25 protein-coding genes and 1 tRNA gene are annotated in these 19,099 nt (G+C 56.9%); 14 read left to right on the top strand and 12 right to left on the bottom strand.

Going from position 1 to position 19,099, the window contains the following annotated elements:
- Positions 1-122: 122 nt before the first annotated feature.
- On the bottom strand, positions 123-332 hold the full coding sequence (locus KRR23_RS18125; protein WP_216743605.1) for a Cro/Cl family transcriptional regulator: 210 nt from the start codon (positions 330-332) through the stop codon (positions 123-125).
- 116 nt (positions 333-448) lie between these two features.
- On the opposite strand from KRR23_RS18125, the gene KRR23_RS18120 reads away from it, so the two are divergent.
- The 11 genes from KRR23_RS18120 to KRR23_RS18070 all read left to right on the top strand — a co-directional run bounded on the left by KRR23_RS18120 (position 449) and on the right by KRR23_RS18070 (position 6,370).
- Positions 449-1,171 (top strand): XRE family transcriptional regulator, encoded by a 723-nt coding sequence (locus tag KRR23_RS18120; RefSeq protein WP_253912159.1) that lies wholly within the window; start codon positions 449-451, stop codon positions 1,169-1,171.
- Positions 1,172-1,329: 158 nt separating this feature from the next.
- A complete protein-coding gene (locus KRR23_RS18115; protein ID WP_216743604.1) occupies positions 1,330-1,530 on the top strand; it encodes a hypothetical protein in 201 nt (66 codons plus the stop codon).
- Positions 1,527-2,099 (top strand): deoxynucleotide monophosphate kinase, encoded by a 573-nt coding sequence (locus tag KRR23_RS18110; protein WP_216743603.1) that lies wholly within the window; start codon positions 1,527-1,529, stop codon positions 2,097-2,099. Before KRR23_RS18115 ends, KRR23_RS18110 begins: the two co-directional genes overlap by 4 nt.
- 10 nt (positions 2,100-2,109) lie before the next feature.
- On the top strand, positions 2,110-2,385 hold the full coding sequence (locus KRR23_RS18105; RefSeq protein WP_216743602.1) for a phage antirepressor KilAC domain-containing protein: 276 nt from the start codon (positions 2,110-2,112) through the stop codon (positions 2,383-2,385).
- Positions 2,382-2,765 carry a hypothetical protein gene (locus tag KRR23_RS18100; RefSeq protein WP_216743601.1) on the top strand — a complete coding sequence of 128 codons (384 nt, stop codon included), beginning with the start codon at positions 2,382-2,384 and terminating at the stop codon, positions 2,763-2,765. Before KRR23_RS18105 ends, KRR23_RS18100 begins: the two co-directional genes overlap by 4 nt.
- Positions 2,762-3,004, top strand: coding sequence for a pyocin activator PrtN family protein (locus KRR23_RS18095; protein WP_216743600.1), 243 nt, complete (start codon positions 2,762-2,764; stop codon positions 3,002-3,004). The genes KRR23_RS18100 and KRR23_RS18095 overlap by 4 nt, the downstream gene beginning before the upstream one ends.
- A gap of 58 nt (positions 3,005-3,062) precedes the next feature.
- Positions 3,063-3,407 (top strand): hypothetical protein, encoded by a 345-nt coding sequence (locus tag KRR23_RS18090; protein WP_216743599.1) that lies wholly within the window; start codon positions 3,063-3,065, stop codon positions 3,405-3,407.
- Between the two features lie 51 nt (positions 3,408-3,458).
- Positions 3,459-4,280, top strand: coding sequence for a YfdQ family protein (locus KRR23_RS18085; RefSeq protein WP_216743598.1), 822 nt, complete (start codon positions 3,459-3,461; stop codon positions 4,278-4,280).
- 77 nt (positions 4,281-4,357) lie between these two features.
- Positions 4,358-4,777 (top strand): hypothetical protein, encoded by a 420-nt coding sequence (locus KRR23_RS18080; protein WP_216743597.1) that lies wholly within the window; start codon positions 4,358-4,360, stop codon positions 4,775-4,777.
- Positions 4,778-4,943: 166 nt separating this feature from the next.
- Entirely contained in the window at positions 4,944-5,159 is a 216-nt protein-coding gene (xisR, locus tag KRR23_RS18075) for an excisionase family protein (protein ID WP_008036021.1), read from the top strand.
- Positions 5,156-6,370: a DUF3596 domain-containing protein gene (locus tag KRR23_RS18070; RefSeq protein WP_216743596.1), complete on the top strand. Its 1,215-nt coding sequence runs from the start codon at positions 5,156-5,158 to the stop codon at positions 6,368-6,370. The genes xisR and KRR23_RS18070 overlap by 4 nt, the downstream gene beginning before the upstream one ends.
- A 46-nt stretch (positions 6,371-6,416) precedes the next feature.
- Here the strand turns inward: KRR23_RS18070 and KRR23_RS18065 are convergent, their stop codons facing one another.
- From KRR23_RS18065 to dapA, 7 genes are all read right to left on the bottom strand, one after another.
- Positions 6,417-7,187 carry an HIRAN domain-containing protein gene (locus KRR23_RS18065; RefSeq protein WP_216743595.1) on the bottom strand — a complete coding sequence of 257 codons (771 nt, stop codon included), beginning with the start codon at positions 7,185-7,187 and terminating at the stop codon, positions 6,417-6,419.
- Positions 7,187-8,092 (bottom strand): HipA domain-containing protein, encoded by a 906-nt coding sequence (locus KRR23_RS18060; protein ID WP_216743594.1) that lies wholly within the window; start codon positions 8,090-8,092, stop codon positions 7,187-7,189. Before KRR23_RS18060 ends, KRR23_RS18065 begins: the two co-directional genes overlap by 1 nt.
- 259 nt (positions 8,093-8,351) lie before the next feature.
- Positions 8,352-8,441 (bottom strand) — tRNA-Ser (locus KRR23_RS18055).
- 84 nt (positions 8,442-8,525) lie between these two features.
- The gene (gene purC, locus KRR23_RS18050; RefSeq protein ID WP_019692525.1) at positions 8,526-9,236 is read right to left on the bottom strand and encodes a phosphoribosylaminoimidazolesuccinocarboxamide synthase; all 711 of its coding nucleotides are present in this window, start codon (positions 9,234-9,236) and stop codon (positions 8,526-8,528) included.
- A 28-nt stretch (positions 9,237-9,264) separates the two neighbouring features.
- Positions 9,265-10,023 carry an MBL fold metallo-hydrolase gene (locus tag KRR23_RS18045; RefSeq protein ID WP_123582164.1) on the bottom strand — a complete coding sequence of 253 codons (759 nt, stop codon included), beginning with the start codon at positions 10,021-10,023 and terminating at the stop codon, positions 9,265-9,267.
- A gap of 4 nt (positions 10,024-10,027) precedes the next feature.
- Positions 10,028-11,143 (bottom strand): outer membrane protein assembly factor BamC, encoded by a 1,116-nt coding sequence (gene bamC / locus KRR23_RS18040; RefSeq protein WP_103319985.1) that lies wholly within the window; start codon positions 11,141-11,143, stop codon positions 10,028-10,030.
- A gap of 17 nt (positions 11,144-11,160) precedes the next feature.
- Complete coding sequence (gene dapA / locus KRR23_RS18035; protein WP_054596114.1) at positions 11,161-12,039, bottom strand: 4-hydroxy-tetrahydrodipicolinate synthase; 879 nt, start codon at positions 12,037-12,039, stop codon at positions 11,161-11,163.
- A gap of 330 nt (positions 12,040-12,369) precedes the next feature.
- Here dapA and KRR23_RS18030 point away from each other — a divergent pair, with 330 nt between their 5' ends.
- Positions 12,370-12,930: a glycine cleavage system protein R gene (locus KRR23_RS18030; RefSeq protein WP_019692529.1), complete on the top strand. Its 561-nt coding sequence runs from the start codon at positions 12,370-12,372 to the stop codon at positions 12,928-12,930.
- 10 nt (positions 12,931-12,940) lie between these two features.
- Positions 12,941-13,414 (top strand): peroxiredoxin, encoded by a 474-nt coding sequence (locus KRR23_RS18025; protein WP_216743593.1) that lies wholly within the window; start codon positions 12,941-12,943, stop codon positions 13,412-13,414.
- 107 nt (positions 13,415-13,521) lie between these two features.
- Here the strand turns inward: KRR23_RS18025 and KRR23_RS18020 are convergent, their stop codons facing one another.
- Together KRR23_RS18020 and KRR23_RS18015 are read right to left on the bottom strand one after the other, a co-directional pair.
- A complete protein-coding gene (locus KRR23_RS18020) occupies positions 13,522-14,592 on the bottom strand; it encodes an AI-2E family transporter (RefSeq protein WP_216743592.1) in 1,071 nt (356 codons plus the stop codon).
- Between the two features lie 31 nt (positions 14,593-14,623).
- Positions 14,624-14,863: a sulfurtransferase TusA family protein gene (locus KRR23_RS18015; protein WP_216743591.1), complete on the bottom strand. Its 240-nt coding sequence runs from the start codon at positions 14,861-14,863 to the stop codon at positions 14,624-14,626.
- Between the two features lie 97 nt (positions 14,864-14,960).
- Here KRR23_RS18015 and KRR23_RS18010 point away from each other — a divergent pair, with 97 nt between their 5' ends.
- Complete coding sequence (locus KRR23_RS18010) at positions 14,961-16,394, top strand: M48 family metalloprotease (protein WP_216743590.1); 1,434 nt, start codon at positions 14,961-14,963, stop codon at positions 16,392-16,394.
- 65 nt (positions 16,395-16,459) lie between these two features.
- Here KRR23_RS18010 and KRR23_RS18005 read toward each other — a convergent pair whose 3' ends face one another.
- Positions 16,460-17,887 (bottom strand): DegQ family serine endoprotease, encoded by a 1,428-nt coding sequence (locus tag KRR23_RS18005; RefSeq protein WP_216743589.1) that lies wholly within the window; start codon positions 17,885-17,887, stop codon positions 16,460-16,462.
- A 247-nt stretch (positions 17,888-18,134) separates the two neighbouring features.
- Entirely contained in the window at positions 18,135-19,094 is a 960-nt protein-coding gene (locus tag KRR23_RS18000) for a MucB/RseB C-terminal domain-containing protein (protein ID WP_216743588.1), read from the bottom strand.
- Positions 19,095-19,099 lie beyond the last annotated feature (5 nt).

The raw sequence follows: 19,099 nt of genomic DNA, 5'->3' as shown, positions 1-19,099 counted from the left end.
ACGGCCTAGCCATAGGAAAGGGTACGACCTATCCTACGACCACGACCGATGTGCATGTGCTGTGTATCGTCGTAGCTGGGCTGGGGGATTCTTTGGTGAGAGGCCCCAGCCCGGCACCTTTTTTAAGCTGCAAGTGGCTTTCGGCGACTTCCAACCGGACGAATTTCAACCGCCCGAAGCCCACCGTCAGCTTTACTGACCACTCGGATGTCTCGCTCAGAGAGAATCATTTGAGAAACGGCGCTTTGGGTCACACCGATGACGCCAGCCACTTCAAGCTGGCTCTTACCCTTCGCGAACTCGCGCAAAGGAGTTCCATATTCAACCGTCATTCGCAATTCCTCGGAATGGATGCAGGGCAGAATATTAGTTCGACTCATAAAATCAAGCAAGAAAAAAACACTAACACTCTTTGTCGAATATAAGTGCTACTTCTAGAATCGACGACATGACGAATAAACCGACCTACATTGCTGAAGAAGCCTCACGCCTCAAAAGCATCTACAGAGCCAGAAAAGCGGAAGACCGAAGCCTGAATCAGGAGAAGGTCGCCGAGGCTTGTGGCTGGTCGGGCCAAAGCGCTGTCAGTCAATACATGACAGGCAAGATCCCCCTGAATCTCCCCGCGTTATTAAGCCTAAGTCGTGCGTTACGTTTCGCTCCCGAGAGCGTCAGCCCTCGGCTGGCAGAAACGATGATGACGGCAAATAACGTTCCGATGATAAACAGCCCTGGTACTGGGGACTGGCATCGGAACACCACGGATATGGGACCGGCGGGGAGGCTGTTGCCTGTGATCGGATATGTAAAAGCTGTAGCTTTTTTGAAGGCAGATAAAAGATTTCAAGCAGACGATGCTGAAGAATGGGTAGAAGCAGGCGGACCTGCGGGCCCACGCGCATTCATCTTGCGCGTTGAAGGAAGAAGTATGGAACCCGATTTCAAATCTGGCGATAAGGTAGTGGTCGATCCAGATATGCCTTGGAAGTCAGGCGACTTTGTTGTTGCCAAGCGCACAAGCGATAAGGCTGTCAGCCTTAAACAATTGAGTGAAGAAGGCGGCGAAGCTTACCTGTATGCCACAAATCCTGATTGGCCAGATCGGGTACTGAGAATCACCGAGGAATGGCAGGTTTACGGTCGCGCCCGTAGAAAAATTGTAGACCTCTGACAGCTCGAAGCTGAATATCACCTGAATGAAGCCCGCAAATCGCGGGCTTTTTTGTGCGCGCGGACAAATAAAACAGTAAATATCAGCAATGCTATTGACAGATTAAAACACTAACACTAATTTTAGTCCCGTATCCCTCTCACCAAAGAGTACGAGACATGCAGTCAACACAGCACAGCAACACCCGCTGCCCGGTGTACCTACACCCGACAGCAATCACCAGCCCCACCGCAGTCGAAGCCATCCAACAACACACCGGCCTGCTGGTGATCATCAACATCGGTCGACCCGCTACCGCCCTTCCTGCCAGCCCTGTCGCAATTGACGACATCGGCCCATGGGGAGGCTACGCAGCATGACACCTCTTCTTATTGGCCTTGCTGGCCGCGCACGATCCGGTAAAGACACCGCCGCCCAGCACCTAGTGAACCATCACGGGTTCCAGTCCTATGCCTTTGCCGATCCGCTGCGCGATGGCCTGATGCACATCCTCAACCTGAGCCCGTGCGACTTCGAAAGCGAACAGAAAGAACTCCCGCTGCCATGGCTGGGCCGCTCGCCACGCGAACTGATGCAGTCCCTTGGCACCGAATGGGGCCGCAACACCGTCCACCCCGAACTGTGGCTGCTACTGGCCGCGCAGAACCTTGACCTACTGGCACGCACTCACGACACCGCACGCGGCTTTGTGGTCAGCGACCTGCGGTTCGAGAACGAAGCAGAGTTCATCCGTCAGCGTGGAGGTGTCGTGATTCATATCTCCCGCGAATCCGCCACGGAAGTGAATCCCCATGTCAGCGAGGCCGGTATCCAACCCGCCTACGACGACCTGACTTTGTGGAACGACTACGCCCTCGAGGACTTGTATGAAGACCTTGACCTCCGGGTAGCCCATCTTCTGCACGCCAGAAAGTCCGCAGCAGCCTGAGGACAGCGCCATGAACCGCACCGTGGACGAAACCGCCGCTTTGCTCGGACTCAAAACCCGCGCCTTCCGCACCAGGTTGCGGGAGCTGGGCATCTTGAACAGCAGCGGCGACCTTGCCAGTCAGCACCGCGACCGTGGCTACCTGTACTCGGACCCGCGCAGCACCTTGATTCCGTCGATCAACCAGTATCGTCATTACTCTGTGGTGATGGTGAAGGAAGACGGCGTGGATTGGCTGGCCAAGAAGCTGGGAATCACCATCACTAAAAAGGACGCCGCCGCATGAAAACCAACTACCTCAACGCTTACACGCAATCGCTCGGCGCCCTGAAGCTGATCCCGATCTACCTCAACTGCCCCGGCGTGATCAGCCGCGCCACACTGCTTGGCGCCTCGACCGAAGCAATCCAGCTGCTGGGAGGCATGCCAGCGCTCAGCACCGAGTTGGCCGAAGTGTTCCGCTGCGTCAATAACGTGATCCACGAAGGTCAGGTCGCCTACGTCACGCCGACCAACTCCCCCGAATACCCTTTCGGCGCCGTTGTCGCTGATGCCGAGGGCCATGTCTGCGCCGCAGGTACGGGCAAAAGCAAAGAGAGCCTGGCCGAATTGATCCGGCTGAAGTTGGGCCACCCATCGGTGGGGTCCGGGGAGGCTGCCGCGTGAGCGAGACCCTCGACCAACTGCGCAAACAGTTCGCCACACCCTGTCCGTCCCTGACGGCCGTTCGCGAACAGTACTTCACGCACATCGCTACCGACCGCTACCTGCTGAGTGAAATCAAGGCCGGTCGCATCAACCTAGTCGTGAAACGACACCACTGCTCGGCCCGTGCCAAACCGGTGGTGTACCTGCACGACCTGGCCGCCTTCCTCGACGCTCAAGCGACGAAGGCGGCAGCCTGATTCAACGGTGGCCCCTGCCGTCCAGGGGCAACAACTTGCATTGAATGAGGCACAGCACATGAGCAAAGCACGTCCCTTCATCGACACCCTGCGCGACATCGAGGCCGGCGGGTTGCTCGATGAACTCAGCGAAACCCAACACCGCCTGATCGATGCCATCCGCCTGACCGGCAAGGGCGGCGAACTGACCATCAAGCTCGTCTACAAGCCAGACGGCAGCGGCCAGATGACCATCAAGGCCGACGTCAAAGCGAAGGAACCGATCCTGTCTCGCGGCACATCGCTGTTCTTCCTGACCTCCGAGGGCAACCTGACCCGTCGCGACCCACGACAACAGGACTTGCCGCTTCGCACCATCAGCGAAGAGCCAGCGCCGGAAAAATTGCGCCACGTCGGCCAGTAATTCCTGTTCCACCAACCTCTCACCACTGCATCACCCAATGGAGCACATCCTATGCAACAAGCACTTCAACAACTGTTCACCTTCGCCCAAGCACTCGGCAAGCCGATTGATCACCCTAGTCTGGCGGCACCCATTGCGCTGCTACCCGACGGGGTAAGCGTCGAAAACCTTGAACACCTGCTGCCGGCTCCCAGCCGCACGCGCCAGAAGCTCACAGTATTGGACGCAGAATCCTTTATTGAATACGTGAACCGCTTCGCCAACCCCGCCACAGCAGTGTTCTGCAACGGTCCGGAAGGCCGCACTTTCGCGGCAGTCATCGACTACCACCAACCGGCAGCCCCTGCCTGGCTCGGTCACGTGGCCACGTACCGTTGCCCGACCACCGTCGAGTGGGGTCGCTGGAAAGAGAACGATCGTAAGCGCATGGATCAAGCCACCTTCGCCGAGTTCATCGAAGAGAACGTCAAGGACATCACCCAGCGCGAAAACGAAGCAACCGACCCATGTGCTGCCGACATGCTGGAAATCAGCCGCACGCTGGAAGCCAAGAAAAACATCACCTTCCGCCAAGGCACCCGCCTCGACAACGGCCAGGTTCAACTGACCTACAACGAAGAAATCGACGGGCGTGCCGGCGAAGCAGGCCAACTTCGCATCCCCGAACAATTCTTCATTGCCGTGAAACCGTTCCTCGGCGGTGACGCCTTCTGCGTCCCCGCCCGCTTCCGCTACCGCATCCTGGAAGGTCGCCTGCAAATGTGGTTCGAACTGGTACGCCCCGACAAGGTGCTGGAAGAGGCCTACAACGCTGTTCGCCAGAAGATCCAGACCGCAATCGGTGACGTGCCGCTGTACGAAGCCACCTTGTAACTGAACCCAAAGCAACACCCCGCCGCCGGCCTCTCACCAATGATCCCGGCGGCGGGCTCTACCGAGGTACACAGCACATGACAGCAATTCAAATCTGCGCACTGATCAGCATCATCATTGCGGCAGCCCTGCTCTACTGGGCCGGCTATCGAGGCGGCTTGGCTGACGGCCGCATCGAAGGAATTGACGAAGGCACCAACAATCAGCGTGCCGAAAACGCCAAAGCCATCTACGAACTTGAAGCATCCCTGCAGTTCATTCGAGCCGATCACCAGCGGCTTGCCCAGCATTGCAAAAAACTCAAGGACAGCACTGTTCTCCGCGAAAAGCATCATCTAATCCTGCTGGAAATCGCCGAAAAACTGCGTATCGCAGCAGAGACCTTCAGTGCGTTTAAAACAGGCAAGAAACTGGAACGGGACTCACGCCTTCTGCGCGACAAAGCTTTAGCCATGGCCGACCTTCTGAAGCCGTCCGCGCCTGGGGTTGCCGCATGACTGCACTTCGACGAACTGTCCGAATTCGCCGTGGACAAATGCCACCCCTCGACCTGATCACGATCTGCGACAAGTGCAATAAGTCACGGGCACACGGCAACCATCAAAAATGCAGCAAGAAGCGCCAGGCGGAAGGCATCGCGCGCCGCGCCCAGGGGAAAGCACAATGAGTGCCGCAGAAAAGCTCGACTTCCACATCACTCCAGGCGCCTGGTTCCGCCAAGACCTGCTGTACCCGGTGTTCGGCCTGAGTACCGAAGCCGTACGCAAGTACCGTACTCGGGGACTTTGGCTTGAGGGCAAACACTGGCGCTACGACCCAGCCAACGTAATCGTCTACAACCGAGCGGCAATTGAACGCTGGATGGAAGGGAAACCATGACTGACAAGATGCCGACCGGCGTTGAGATGAACGGCAAGCAGCTGCGCATATGGTTCATCTTCAATGGCCAACGGTGCCGAGAGCCGCTGGAAGGGATCTCGAAAGTAAACAAAGCAGCCATTGCCTACGCTGACAACAAGCGCCGGACCATCCTAACGGAGATCAAAGAGGGCCGCTTCGACTATGCGGCCCATTTTCCAAACTCACCCAGAGCGGCCATGTTCACTGGCACCGGCGGCCCCTCACTCAAGCGCACCGTGAAGGAAGGCATTGACCGATGGCTGGAGGTTCAGCGCGCACTTAAAGCAACGAGCACGGTAGTCAACTATGTGAGCAAGGCTGTACACGTCAACAATAAATTCGGCAAACGTCGAATCGTCGACATCAGTAAAAGCGACATCGAGTTGTTTCAAGCGCAATTGCTCAAGCAAGGCCTGGCCCCAAAGACAGTGAACGATATCTTCACCGTCGTACGTGGGGTCTGGGCTGACGCCTTCGGCGATGGCATCCTGAAAGCCAACCCGCTCGACAGGATCAGCAACGTCGGATCAGACGTCGACCTGGAACACGCCGACCCTTTCAGCCGCACCGAGATCGAGTTGATCAGCAAAGCGGATCCCGTCCGGCGGGCTGATGCCAGAATGATCGAGTTCAATTGCTGGGCCGGGCTGTCGCTATCCGAAGTCATTGCGCTTGCCGTCGAAGATGTCGACCTTGATGCTGGCCTGGTGCACGTCCGGCGCGCACTGGTCATTGGTGAATTCAAAGTCCCCAAAGAACGCTCCAGGGTGCGAGTCGTCGAACTGATAGACCCAGCTCTTGAACTGATACGGGAGATTGTTGCCGCCGCCAAAGAAGCACCCGCCGTTGATATCACGGTGATTCAGCGCGACAACATCACCTCGAAGAAGATGAAGGTCAGGTTTCTTTTCCATAGCTCCACCAGTGGTTTGCTCTGGAGCGGGAAGACATTGAGCAACTGGTTCACCGCCCATCTAAAAAAAGCGGAAGTCCGCCATCGAGGGGCCAACCAGTGTCGCCACACCTTCGCTAGCCAGATGCTGTCGAGCTACGTCCCGGTTGAATGGGTCGCCCGGCAGCTCGGACATGCTGATACAACGATGGTGAGAAAACATTACGGGAGGTGGATACCGAAGGACACCAAGAGCATGGCGGGTATCGTGTCAAAAATGCTTGGGTTTAGGCACTGAAACAGATAAAACCAGCCCGACGGACGCTTCACGCCGGGCTGAGTCGTCACGACAGAGTCTCGAACTCAGTAGAGCTCATCATTGCCTGACCAGCTGGCAAACGTCCCTTCAATTCTACAAGAAACCTCTGGTTCAACGGAGCAGGGGCTGCATTAACTTTTGTCACAACCGCACTTAAATACTCCTGATCATCACTCTTTCTAATCGAATGTAAATCAGGTAGCAGGTAACGTGGCACATACCCAATAATCTGTGGCTTATCAATGGTTTGTAATTGAATCGCCCATCCAGTGGCTGGGTTGTTAGCCTCAAAACAAACTCTCAGCTTCTCACCGACGGAAAGATTATTCATGGCCACATTCGAGGACTCATGCATAAATCTGCTGCCGTGAATAAAGAACCGGCAGACAAAATCTCCTTCTGGAGATGTGGTAAGAAGCGGAAAAATCTCAAGGGTATCAGTCTGCCTTGCCCCGCCAGAAATTGACAAAATTCTGAAGGGATCAGCTTTATCTTCCAGATCCATACGTTCGACAATTTCTGAAAAGTCAGAACGCCGCGGATTTGGGATCCGATTTGAAAATACAGAAAAAAGCTCGGATGACGTGTACACCTCGCTCAGAACCGGAAAAGCCTCAAGCGGGCTGAATCCGGCGACCGACGTTGCAATTTTGGCTCCTTTTAAATAGCGAAAGGTATAGAGCTCATTGCCATTTTCAGTTCGGTCGAGCCGGCCAATTGGAAACCAACTAGCTTTCGGTGGCGTGACAGAGTCCACCGTGTACCCAGATCTCCATGCTAGAAATAAAGTGTTCATCATCTGATTCCTGTCAGCTCACGGTAGGTATACCTGAGTAGGTCTGCGGTAAATTCCCGGCATGGCTGCTGAATGTAGCCATCAGGAATCTCGTCTAGCAACCTACAGAGCTCGTCAATATCAATCCTCAAGAGCCGCTCAAGCCATGGCGTAATCATTTCCGGCCATTCGCCGTATGCCAGTCTGAGCAGTTCTAGGGGATTAGTCCCTTTTGAACCAGAGGAATTCCAATATATCGCTCCCCTAGCTTTATTTACGTACCACTCACCTCGATTAGCAAGGCCTGAACGCAGCCAAGAATCAATCTTTCCCGGATTCAGCTCCCGTCCAAGCGAGGAAGCATGATCGAAGGATGGACCAATGGAGTGTTTTACGCCATCTTGTTCTCGTGATCGGAAGACACACCAATTTTCATGGTGCCTATCAACATTAACGATCAGCGCATCGAGCGTAACCATTCCACCTATTGCAATTGCTGCCTCAGCCTTCGCTTCACGGGTCGACATCAGTGAAACGGCTGTACTCAGAATATTCTTGAGTGTGTGAGTGCTAAGCCCATAGTTTTTGGCTTGGTCATAGCCCTGAATGGCACCTGCAAGCAATTCGTTACCGTGTACAAGCTCAACCCCGTCTGCAAGCTGGCTAAACTTCCGACTTAAGCAACCAGGCTGACCGTTAAAGCACGCTAGCTCGACATCCGCGCAAGGGACGCCAATGATTTTGGCTATCTCACTTGCCAGTTTTTCAGACCAGTGCTCCCCAGCGAAAAACTCACCAGAAACCCTAGAGTGCTTGAACAGCCAGATCTCTCCGTCTGGAGGAATGGATACCCAAAATTTGGTTTTTGTACCCATCCATTCTTCATCGACAACCCAATCTTCCTGGACCTCGATAACCTTAAACATGTGTCCGCAGGTTCCTTTGCGTGGCCTTTGCGTAGGCAATCGACAGCCACGCAATTTACATGATTGAACGCAATATAGAAGAGCTTCCCCCAATAAACGATCAATGGCCAGGCAAAGATCTTCGGCCATCCGGATTGCGGCGGTCCTGAGCGGTATATCGTCCGGCATTTCTGCCCTAAAAATGCCCTAAACAAAACACCAGAAACGAAAAAGCCCCTGTAATCATCAATGATTACAGGGGCTTAGTCTTATTCAATAATGGCGGAGAGATAGGGATTCGAACCCTAGGTACCGGTGAAGGTACAACGGATTTCGAATCCGTCCCATTCGGCCACTCTGGCATCTCTCCAACGGCGCGCATGATAACAGCACATTCACCGGAAGCGAACCCCCCAAGTGAAATTTTTTCCGTGCTATCAGATGCTTGCGTCGATTACAGCGGTACGCCGAGGCGCTTGGCGACTTCTTCGTAGGCTTCGATGACGTCACCGAGGCCCTGACGGAAGCGGTCCTTGTCCATTTTCTTGCCGGTGGCCTTGTCCCACAGGCGGCAGCCGTCCGGGCTGAACTCGTCGCCGAGGACGATTTCACCGTGGAACACGCCGAATTCAAGCTTGAAGTCGACCAGCAGCAGGCCTGCGTCGTCGAACAGTTTGCTCAGGACTTCGTTGACCTTGAGCGACAGTTCTTTCATGCGAACCAGTTGCTCGGCCTTGCCCCAACCGAATGCCACGACGTGGGATTCGTTGATGAACGGGTCGCCCTTGGCGTCGTCCTTCAGGAACAGTTCGAAGGTGTAAGGGTTGAGCTTCATGCCCTCTTCAACGCCCAGACGCTTGACCAGGCTGCCGGCGGCGTAGTTACGCACGACGCATTCGACCGGGATCATGTCGAGCTTCTTCACCAGGCACTCGTTGTCGCCCAGCAATTTGTCGAATTGGGTCGGCACGCCGGCTTCTTCGAGTTTCTGCATGATGAAGGCGTTGAACTTGTTGTTCACCATGCCTTTGCGGTCGAGCTGCTCGATGCGCTTGCCGTCGAACGCCGAAGTGTCGTTGCGAAACAGCAGGATCAAGCGGTCAGCGTCGTCGGTCTTGTAAACCGATTTGGCTTTGCCGCGGTAGAGTTCTTCACGTTTTTCCATGATGGGCTCCGCTTGCTAAGTAGATGGGCTAGGCGATATGTCGCCAGTCGAGCCCTGAATCTTGATCGGCCAATTGCAGCCAGTCCGGGTCGCACCCGAGGGTGTCGACAAAACATTGCCGGGCCAGCTGCGGCAGGTTGTTCTTGCTGCTCAGATGGGCCAGTACCAGGTGTTGCAGGTCCTGCCAGCCCAACTCGGCCACCAGGTTTGCGGCCTGATGGTTGTTCAAATGTCCCAGTTCACCGCCTACCCGCTGCTTGAGAAAGTACGGGTAGTGACCGCGGGCCAGCAGGTCGCGGCAGTGATTGGATTCGATCATCAATGCATCGAGATCCCGATAACCATCCAGCACCGTGGCGCAGTACGAACCGAGGTCCGTCAGCAGGCCGAAACGCCGCGAACCGTCACTGAAGACGTACTGCGTCGGTTCCTGCGCATCGTGGGCCACGGCAATGACGCCGATACTCAGCCCGCCGATCTGCAACTGATCACCACCGGCGACAAAGCCTGCCGGTTCAACCGGCTTGCGCATCCCGCGCAGGGTACCGCGACTCAGGTAGACAGGAAGATTGTAGCGCCGAGACAGCAAACCCACGCCATGCACGTGGTCGGCATGTTCGTGGGTCACCAGTATCGCGCTCAGCTGCGTCGGGCTTACACCCAGGCGCAGCAGGCGTTTTTCGGTTTCACGCAAGGAGAAACCACAATCGACCAGGACGTACGTGTCATCACTGGCTATCAGCGTGCCATTCCCTTGGCTACCACTGCCGAGAACGGCGAAACGCATCTGATCAGCCCAGGTTGTCCTGAATCACGCCCAACACTTTGCGCGCCACTTCAGCGGGCGCAACGGTGTTGATGTTCTTCTCGACGGTCACTTGTACGTTCTCGCCAACCTTGCTCAGGCGAACCTGATAACGCTCGGCGCGGGCTTCAACTTCTTCCTTGCTCGGCGCACTGCCGAACAGGCTGCTGAAGAAACCTGGCTTCTCGTTTTTCTTCTCGGCTTTTTCGGAAAGGTTGATGTAGTACAGGCCCAGGCTGCGGTTGATGTCTTCAACACGCCACTCACCCTTTTCCAACGCACGCCCTACGCTCGACCAGGCGCGGTCAAGGTCGGTACCGACGTTGAGCACTGGGTTACCGCTGCCGTCTTCAGTCAGGCTGACACGGTTTGGCGTATCGAAATCACGCGAAGCGAGCATCGAGACCGAACCGCCCTTCTCCGACGTGCGGCTCATGCTCGCGAGCATGTCGTCGATCAGCGCAGCGTCCAGGCCAGTGTTGACCGAACGGTTGGTGAACGCGACATCGGCGGTGCTACCGGCAGGACGCTCGGCGCTGACCACGTAGACTTCACTGGTGTTGCGCTGCACGCCTGGCTCGATGCGCACCCGCACGCGAGTCTGGCTGTCAGAACCAACGCCGGTACTGCTCAGGCGCTTGGCCATCGTCGCGGAAAGCTCGTCAGGACGCTGCCAGGCCGTGGTGAACTCGCCGGTTTGCGGACGCTGTTGATCCAGACGGAAGCCGTTGTCCTGGAAGAACTGCACAGCCACTGGCCAGACTTCAGCCGGTGGATGCTGGGCCATGACCCAACGCGTATCGCCGCTTTTTTGCAGGCTGTAATCGCTGGCATCGGCAATCGCCGACAACGGCTGCGGACGAGGAACGACGTATTCGCCCTTGAACGTGTCATCGGCGACGTTGCGCGGAATCGGCAGCAACGGGTCCAGGCGCTTGGAGGTATGGACATCCGGCGGCAGTTGCATCGGTGCAGTCTGTTGCGCTTCCAGGTAATCGCTACCACGGTCACGGAAGTAACCTTCCGGGCCCCAGATCCATCCACAGCCACTGGTGCTGGAGATAATCAAGGCAAGTGCGGAAAGTCCGGCCATTCGCTTCATGCGTTGTACTTCCTCAATTAAACCAATACGCCGGACTGGCGCATGGCCTGTCGCAGCGGTTCGTGACAGGCTTCGCTGAGCCAGGTGAGCGGCAGACGGATACCGTCCGGCATCAAGCCCATTTCATGCAGCGCCCATTTCACGGGGATAGGGTTGGATTCAATAAACAGGGTTTTATTGAGCGGCATCAGCTTTTCGTGGATCGCGCGGGCTTTCACGGCATCACCGTTCAAGGCGGCGATGCACAGATCGCTCATGTCACGCGGCGCAACGTTGGCGGTCACCGAGATATTGCCTTTGCCGCCCAGCAGGATCAGCTCGACTGCGGTGGCGTCGTCACCGGAAATCACCAGGAAGTCTTTGCTGACACCGTCGAGGATGGCCTTGGCGCGCGAAAGATCGCCTGTGGCTTCCTTGATGCCGATGATGTTCTTCACGGTCGACAAGCGAATAACCGTCTCGGCCTGCATGTCGCACGCGGTACGACCCGGCACGTTGTAGAGGATCTGCGGGATGTCGACAGCTTCGGCGATGGTCTTGAAGTGCAGGTACAGGCCTTCTTGCGTCGGCTTGTTGTAGTACGGCGTTACCAGCAGGCACGCATCGGCGCCGGCGGTCTTCGCATTGGTGGTCAGTTCGATCGCTTCGCGCGTCGAATTGGCGCCTGTACCGGCGATCACCGGAATACGACCGTTGACCTGCTTGACCACGCGACGAATCACTTCGATGTGTTCGTTCACGTCAAGGGTCGCAGACTCACCTGTGGTGCCGACCGCCACAATGGCGTGGGTGCCGTTTTGCAGGTGAAAGTCCACCAGTTTGCTCAGGCTGTCCCAGTCAAGACGACCCTGTGCATCCATGGGTGTGACCAGTGCCACCATACTGCCCGCAATCATGCAACCGCTCCTGCCGGAAAAAGAGAACGGTAATGGTACTGGCGCCAAGATGCTTGTACAAGCGAAGTACTGCGCTCGCGCCATTCCCCTGAGCGCCGGTTTTCGCTACCCTTCAGACTTTAGATCAGTACCGACAGGCTCGTACGCCGGGTTCCAGCCTCCACTTTCGGCCTCACAAGCCCCGATCCTGCGTTGCCGCCTACCCGATCTCGCCTCACTGGAGCTCGTCGCAACCATCTGGCTCGGGCTTTTTGATTTCGCATCCGGACGCCCACTCCGACGAATCGGCCCTTGATAAGTACCGACCGCTCATCGCTTTAGGAATGCTGCATGTCCACCCCCACAGTTCGCGAACAATTCCTTGTCATCAGTGCCCTTGGCGCCAACCCCATGGAGCTGACTAACGTCCTGTGCCGCGCCAGCCATGAAAACCGCTGTGCCGTGGTCACCTCTCGCCTGACCCGTCATGGCGAGTGCAGTGCGTTGGTCCTCGAGATTTCCGGTAGCTGGGACGCGCTGGCGCGCCTTGAAGGCAGCCTGTCGAGCCTCGCCAAAAAGCACGCCTTCACGGTCAACGTGGTCCGCAGCGCGGCGCTGGAGAACCGTCCACAGGCCCTGCCGTATGTCGCCTATGTCAGCTCGGCTTACCGCTCGGACATCATCAACGAGCTGTGCCAGTTCTTCATGGACCACAACGTCGAGCTGGAAAACCTGACCTGCGACACGTATCAGGCACCGCAAACCGGCGGCACCATGCTCAACGCCACGTTTACCGTGACGCTACCGGCGGGCGTGCAGATCAGTTGGCTGCGCGATCAGTTCCTGGATTTCGCCGACGCGCTGAACCTGGACGCGCTGATCGAACCGTGGCGCCCACAGAACCCAATGTAAGGAAACTCCCATGGCCGTTGCTATCGACCAACCTGTCGCCGACTTCGAAGCGCCTGCCACCAGCGGGCAGACCGTCAGCCTCGCGGCCCTCAAGGGCAAGCACGTGGTGATCTACTTCTATCCCAAGGACAGCACGCCGGGTTGCACCACCGAAGGTCAGGGCTTTCGCGACCAGTATGCGCAGTTCACCGCGGCCAACACCGAAGTGTTCGGTGTGTCGCGTGACAGCCTGAAATCCCACGAGAACTTCAAGTGCAAACAGGAGTTCCCGTTCGAGCTGATCAGCGACAAGGACGAAACCATCTGCCAGCTGTTCGACGTGATCAAGCTGAAAAAGCTCTATGGCAAGGAATACATGGGCGTTGATCGCAGCACTTTCCTGATCGACAAGAATGGCGTGCTGCGCCAGGAATGGCGTGGTGTGAAAGTGCCAGGGCATGTGGATGCGGTATTGGCTGCGGCCCAAGCCTTGAACAAAGCCTGAGTTATTTACGTTCTGTAGGAGCAGAGCTTGCTAGCGATGAACGATAACGCGGTGTGTCAGGTACACCGTCATCGCGGGCAAACCTTGCTCCTACAGGTCAGCGGTGATTACAACAACGGCGCGACTATCGGCTCCTTGCGCGGCCAGGCATCCAGCACTGCCTTGAACAGGGTGGCCAGCGGAATCGCGAAAAACACGCCCCAGAACCCCCACAGCCCGCCGAACAGCAACACTGCGCAGATGATCGCTACCGGGTGCAGATTGACCGCCCCCGAAAACAGCAGCGGCACCAGCACATTGCCATCCAGCACCTGAATGATTCCGTAGACCGCCATCAGGTAGATGAATTGGTCGCTCCAGCCCCATTGAAACAAGGCGATCAGCAGCACCGGCACGGTCACCACCACCGCCCCGACATACGGCACCACCACCGAAACGCCGACCAACAACGCCAGCAGTGCGGCGTAGTTGAGCCCCAAGGCAACGAAGCCGATGTAGGTCGCCCCGCCGCAAATGACCATTTCCATGACCTTGCCGCGAATGTAATTGGCGATCTGCCGGTTCATTTCTTCGGCAACGCGGGTGATCAATGCACGCTCACGCGGCAAATACCCGCGGATCCACTGCCCGATCATCACCCGGTCCTTGAGGAAGAAAAACACCAGGATCGGCACCAGCACCAGATAGATCATGATGTTCACCAGCAGTGGCAAGCTGGACAGCGAGAACGTCAACGCCCACTGACCGAACTTGCCAATCTCGCCACGCGCCACCTCGATGGCCTGCAGCACCTGTTGATCGGACACCAGATGCGGATAGCGCTTGGGCAGCAACAGCAGCAACGACTGCCATTTGGCGAGCATGCCCGGCAGTTCGTTGAACAGGGCAATCAGTTGATGCCAAAGCAACGGCAGCACCACGACCAGAAATAGCAGCAACATGCCCATGAACAACGCAAACACCAGCCCCACCGCGGCAGCACCGGGCAAATGCAGGCGTTCAAGGGTACTGACCAGGCCTTGCATCAGATACGCCAGCACCATCCCTGCCAATACCGGCGCGAGCATTCCACCCAGCGTCAGGACCGCGGTGAAGGCCAGAAAGAGCAGCACGGCCAGGACCACGGCCTCCTCATCGGAGAAGTAGCGCTGAATCCAGTCGCGTAACACTTTGAACATCGATATTCCCTAACATTGAACGCCGCAAAATTCAGGCTTTTTTCAGCCAGTAGCGATAAACGCCAGCTTCGTCTTCTTCATGAAGCAGCGTATGACCGGCCAAACGGGCAAAGGTGCGAAAGTCGCGTTGCGAGCCGGCATCGGTAGCGATGACCTTGAGTACCGCGCCGCTGGGTAGGTGATTGAGCTCCAGCTTGGCCTTGAGCAACGGCAATGGACAGTTCAACCCGCTGGCGTCCAGTTCGGCGTCATGCTCTACAGCGTCGGTCATTGTTTCGCTCCGGATAGGTGGTTGAGTGGTCTAGAATATCTGGTCGCAACGCATGTGTCCGGCTACAGTAAGGTCTTTGTCGACTAAGGCTTCGTGCATGACTTTTCTGCGCCCCACCCTGCTGACGCTCGCTTGCCTGCTAGCCTCACCGGGCTTTGCCGACGACCTGCCGTCACTTGGCGATGCCAGTTCTGCCATCGTATCGCCACAGCAGGAATACCAGTTGGGCCGCGCATGGCTGGCGATGCTGCGCAGCCAGGTGTCACAACTCAACGACCCACTGCTCAAGGATTACGTCGAAACCAGTGTCTATAAACTGGTGGAAACCAGCCAGGTCAACGACCGGCGCCTGGAGTTCATTCTGATCAACAGCCCGCAACTCAACGCCTTCGCCGCACCTGGCGGGATTGTCGGGGTCAACGGCGGCCTGTTTCTGAATGCCCAGACCGAAGGCGAATACGCCTCGGTACTCGCCCACGAACTGGCTCACGTGTCGCAACGCCACTTTGCTCGCGGCGTCGAAGCTTCGCAACGCATGAAAATCCCGATGATGGCCGCTCTGCTCGGCGGGATCGTCGTGGCAGCGGCTGGCGCTGGAGACGCCGGTATCGCTGCCATCGCCAGCACCCAGGCAGCGGCCATTCAGGAGCAACTACGCTTCTCCCGGGAGAAGGAGCAGGAGGCCGACCGTATCGGCATGCTCAACCTCGAGAAAGCCGGTTACGACCCGCGCTCGATGCCGACCATGTTCGAACGCCTGATGCGCCAGTACCGCTTCGATTCCAGACCACCCGAATTCCTGCTGACTCACCCGGTCACCGAATCGCGGATCGCCGACACTCGCAACCGTGCCGAGCAGCTCAAGCCAGGTGGCAAGGAAGACAGCCTGACCTATCAATTGATTCGCGCGCGCGTCCAGTTGTTCTACGAAGACAGTCCAGGTCTTGCTGCTAAACGCTTTCGCGCCCAACTCGATGAAAACCCGAAAAGCGAGGTGGCTCGTTATGGCCTGGCCATCGCCCAGATCAAGGGCAGCCTGTTCAACGACGCCCGCGAGAACCTCAAGCAGTTGCTGGCCAAGTCGCCTGACGAAATCATCTACAACCTGGCGCAAGTCGATCTGGACATCGCCAACAATCGTCTGCCGGATGCGCAGACCCGGGTCGACCGGATGCTCGTGCAGTACCCGCGCAACTATCCGCTGAATCAGGTGCGGGTCGACTTGCTGCTCAAGCAGAACCGCCCGGCTGACGCCGAGAAAGCCCTTGAAGCCTTGCTCAAGAACCGCCCGAACGATCCGGACGTCTGGTACATGGTGGCCGAGACTCGCGGCCAGTCCGGCAACATCATTGGCCTGCATCAGGCCCGCGCCGAGTACTTCGCGCTGATCGGCGACTACCGTCAGGCGATCCAGCAGCTGGACTTCGCCAAACGCCGCGCCGGCACCAATTTCCCACTGTCGTCACGCATCGATGCGCGTCAACGGGAACTGATGGAGCAAGAGCGCTTGATCAAGGACATGATGGGCTGACATTTCTTTGAGCCCAAAAAAAACGCCTCTTTCGAGGCGTTTTTTTTATTCAGCGACTAACCGGTTTACTCGGCCAGCTTGAAGGTAATGAAGCTGGCACGACCTTGACGCAAGACCCGCATCGACACCGAGCGATTCTTCGGCAGTGCCTTGGCGATATCCGTGAACTCCTTGGTCGAACCAATCGCTTGATTGTTCAAGTGAGTAATCACGTCGCCTGGCTGCAGGCCGATCAGGGCAGCAGGACCGTCCTGCACTTCCTTGATCACCACACCACCCTTGAGGTCGTAGGTTTTCTTCTGCTCATCGCTCAGCTCGACCACGGCGACACCCAGTCGATTGCTGCTGCGCTCGACACCGGATTTGGCCAGGGTATCGAGCTCCTTGCCTTCTTCCGGAATCGCGCCAACCGTCAGTTCGACGCTTTTATGCTTGCCGTCACGAATCACTTCAAGATTGGCCTTGGCACCGGCCTTGAGCGCGCCAACCAGATGCGGCAGATCCGCTGACATGATGATCGGCTGACCGTTCATGCTCAGGATCACGTCACCGACCTGCAAGCCACCTTTGGCGGCCGGGCCATCTTCCTGAATCTGAGCCACCAGCGCACCGGCCGGCTTCTCCAGGCCAAAGGACTCGGCGAGATCCTTGCTCACTTCCTGAATGACCACACCCAACCAGCCTCGGCTGACTTTGCCACCGCTTTTCAGCTGATTGGAAACATCCATGGCGACATCGATCGGGATCGCAAACGACACACCCATGAAACCACCGGAACGGGTGTAGATCTGCGAGTTGATCCCTACTACTTCGCCCACCAGGTTGAACAGCGGACCACCCGAGTTACCCGGGTTGATCGGCACGTCGGTCTGGATGAACGGCACATAGTTTTCGTTCGGCAGGCTGCGACCAACGGCACTGACGATGCCCTGGGTCACCGTGTGGTCAAAGCCAAACGGCGAACCGATGGCAACAACCCACTGCCCGGCTTTCAGATCCTGGGATTTACCCAATTTGAGCACCGGCAGACCTTTGCCCTCGACCTTCAGCAACGCCACATCGGAACGTGGGTCAGTGCCGATCAACTTGGCTTTCAGTTCACTGCGATCGGCAAGACGCACGATGATTTCATCAGCATCGGCGATCACATGGTTGTTGGTCAGAATGTAGCCATCAGGCGAAATGATGAACCCCGAACCCAGGGATTGCGCTTCACGCTGGCGACCACGAGGCGCACGCTGCTGTGGCGGCATGCCACGCTCGAGAAACTCGCGCAGCGCCGGCGGCAAGCCTTCCAGATCCGGAAGATCCTGATTGGAGACCTTACGGTCCGGTAATTTCTGCGTGGTACTGATGTTCACTACCGCAGGCGAGGCTTGCTCGACCAACTGCGTGAAGTCAGGCAGCTCGGCCGCCTGGGCACTGACGGCCTGACCGAGTACCAATACAGCGGCAAAAATGGAGAGGTAGGATTTCAAACGTGGTATCGACATACGGCTCCCGTTACGACGAGCATGGTTAAGCGATATGGAGCAAGGAATACCGGGAAACATACACCGGTACTTTTGTTCCGGGAACAACAAACAAGGCCAGAGCCGTGGGGCTCTGACCTATAGAAAATTTTTGGGGATTTTGCAAATAGAAATGCTCACCAAACATTTCAACATCTCAATTGTGCAGTGGACAATTGCTGGCCTCTTTCACAACCAACCGACTGTCCGATGAGCATCCCGGATCAGCTCACTGCTTGGCCGCAGTGGTATTGGTACGCATGGAGAGTGCAATACGCTCAGCGGTGCCGATCGGAATTTCGCCGACTACAGTGACCATCATCTCGCCTTCAGGCGTGGTCAGACGTCGAGAAACCGCTACGGTCGGGCCTAACTGAGTACGTGTATCGGTAACCACCGCGCCATTCAGTGGCTCCAGGAACACCGAAAAACGCGCCAGGCCATCGTCATACATCAAGCTGCTGATCTGGACCTTGGTCTGCGGATCTTGGCGTGCACTACTGCTGCTGAGCTCGAAGCCAGGTGGCAACCAGTCGGAATGCCATACCTGAGCGGTTTTCACCGCTAATGCCTTGTCGCTGTCGAGCGTCACAGCTTTGCACTCGGAAGTGGCTTGCAGATCACGCTCAGTCGGCATGTCAGCCGTATCCAGTCGAGTAAACTGGAAACGCTCCAGCAACTGCCCCTTGTCATTCAACAGCAATGATTTCAACGGCAAGCCGGTTTCGCGGTCCAGGTGCAATTCAAAGCCATAACGATGCTGATCGCGCGGCGTCAATGAAACAATGACCGCCGGGCGCCCAGCCACGCGCGACTTGCCGATGACGGCAAGATCGTACCAATTCTTGAGCTTTTGTGGATCGAGCGTACGAGCAGAAGAGTCGGGAGTATCCCCCAGCCCCGCTACCAGGCTGCCACTGACGCATTGAGTATGCCCATCAATGCGTACGACTTCCTGAGCAGAACCGTCAAGCTGAAGCAAACGCTCGCGGACTTTGCCATCCTGGACGCGATGCCAGATGTTGTGGGTAGAAAAACTACCGTTACGCTCGTAGACGAAAGTGCCTTGGAAACTTTGCTGTTGTTCGGCTTGGCTCAGGCGGGTCAACCAGTCCTGAGCCTCATCGGCATAGGCTGGAACAACAAACCAGCCAGTCACCAGCAGCGTAAGTAGAGGGATGGCGCGCATGATCC

The organism is Pseudomonas sp. CVAP#3 (genome assembly GCF_018986375.1).
Taxonomy (GTDB): Bacteria; Pseudomonadota; Gammaproteobacteria; order Pseudomonadales; family Pseudomonadaceae; genus Aquipseudomonas; species Aquipseudomonas helvetica.
Note: the sequence above shows the minus strand (reverse complement) of the source record. Positions and strands in the feature narration are given on the sequence as shown.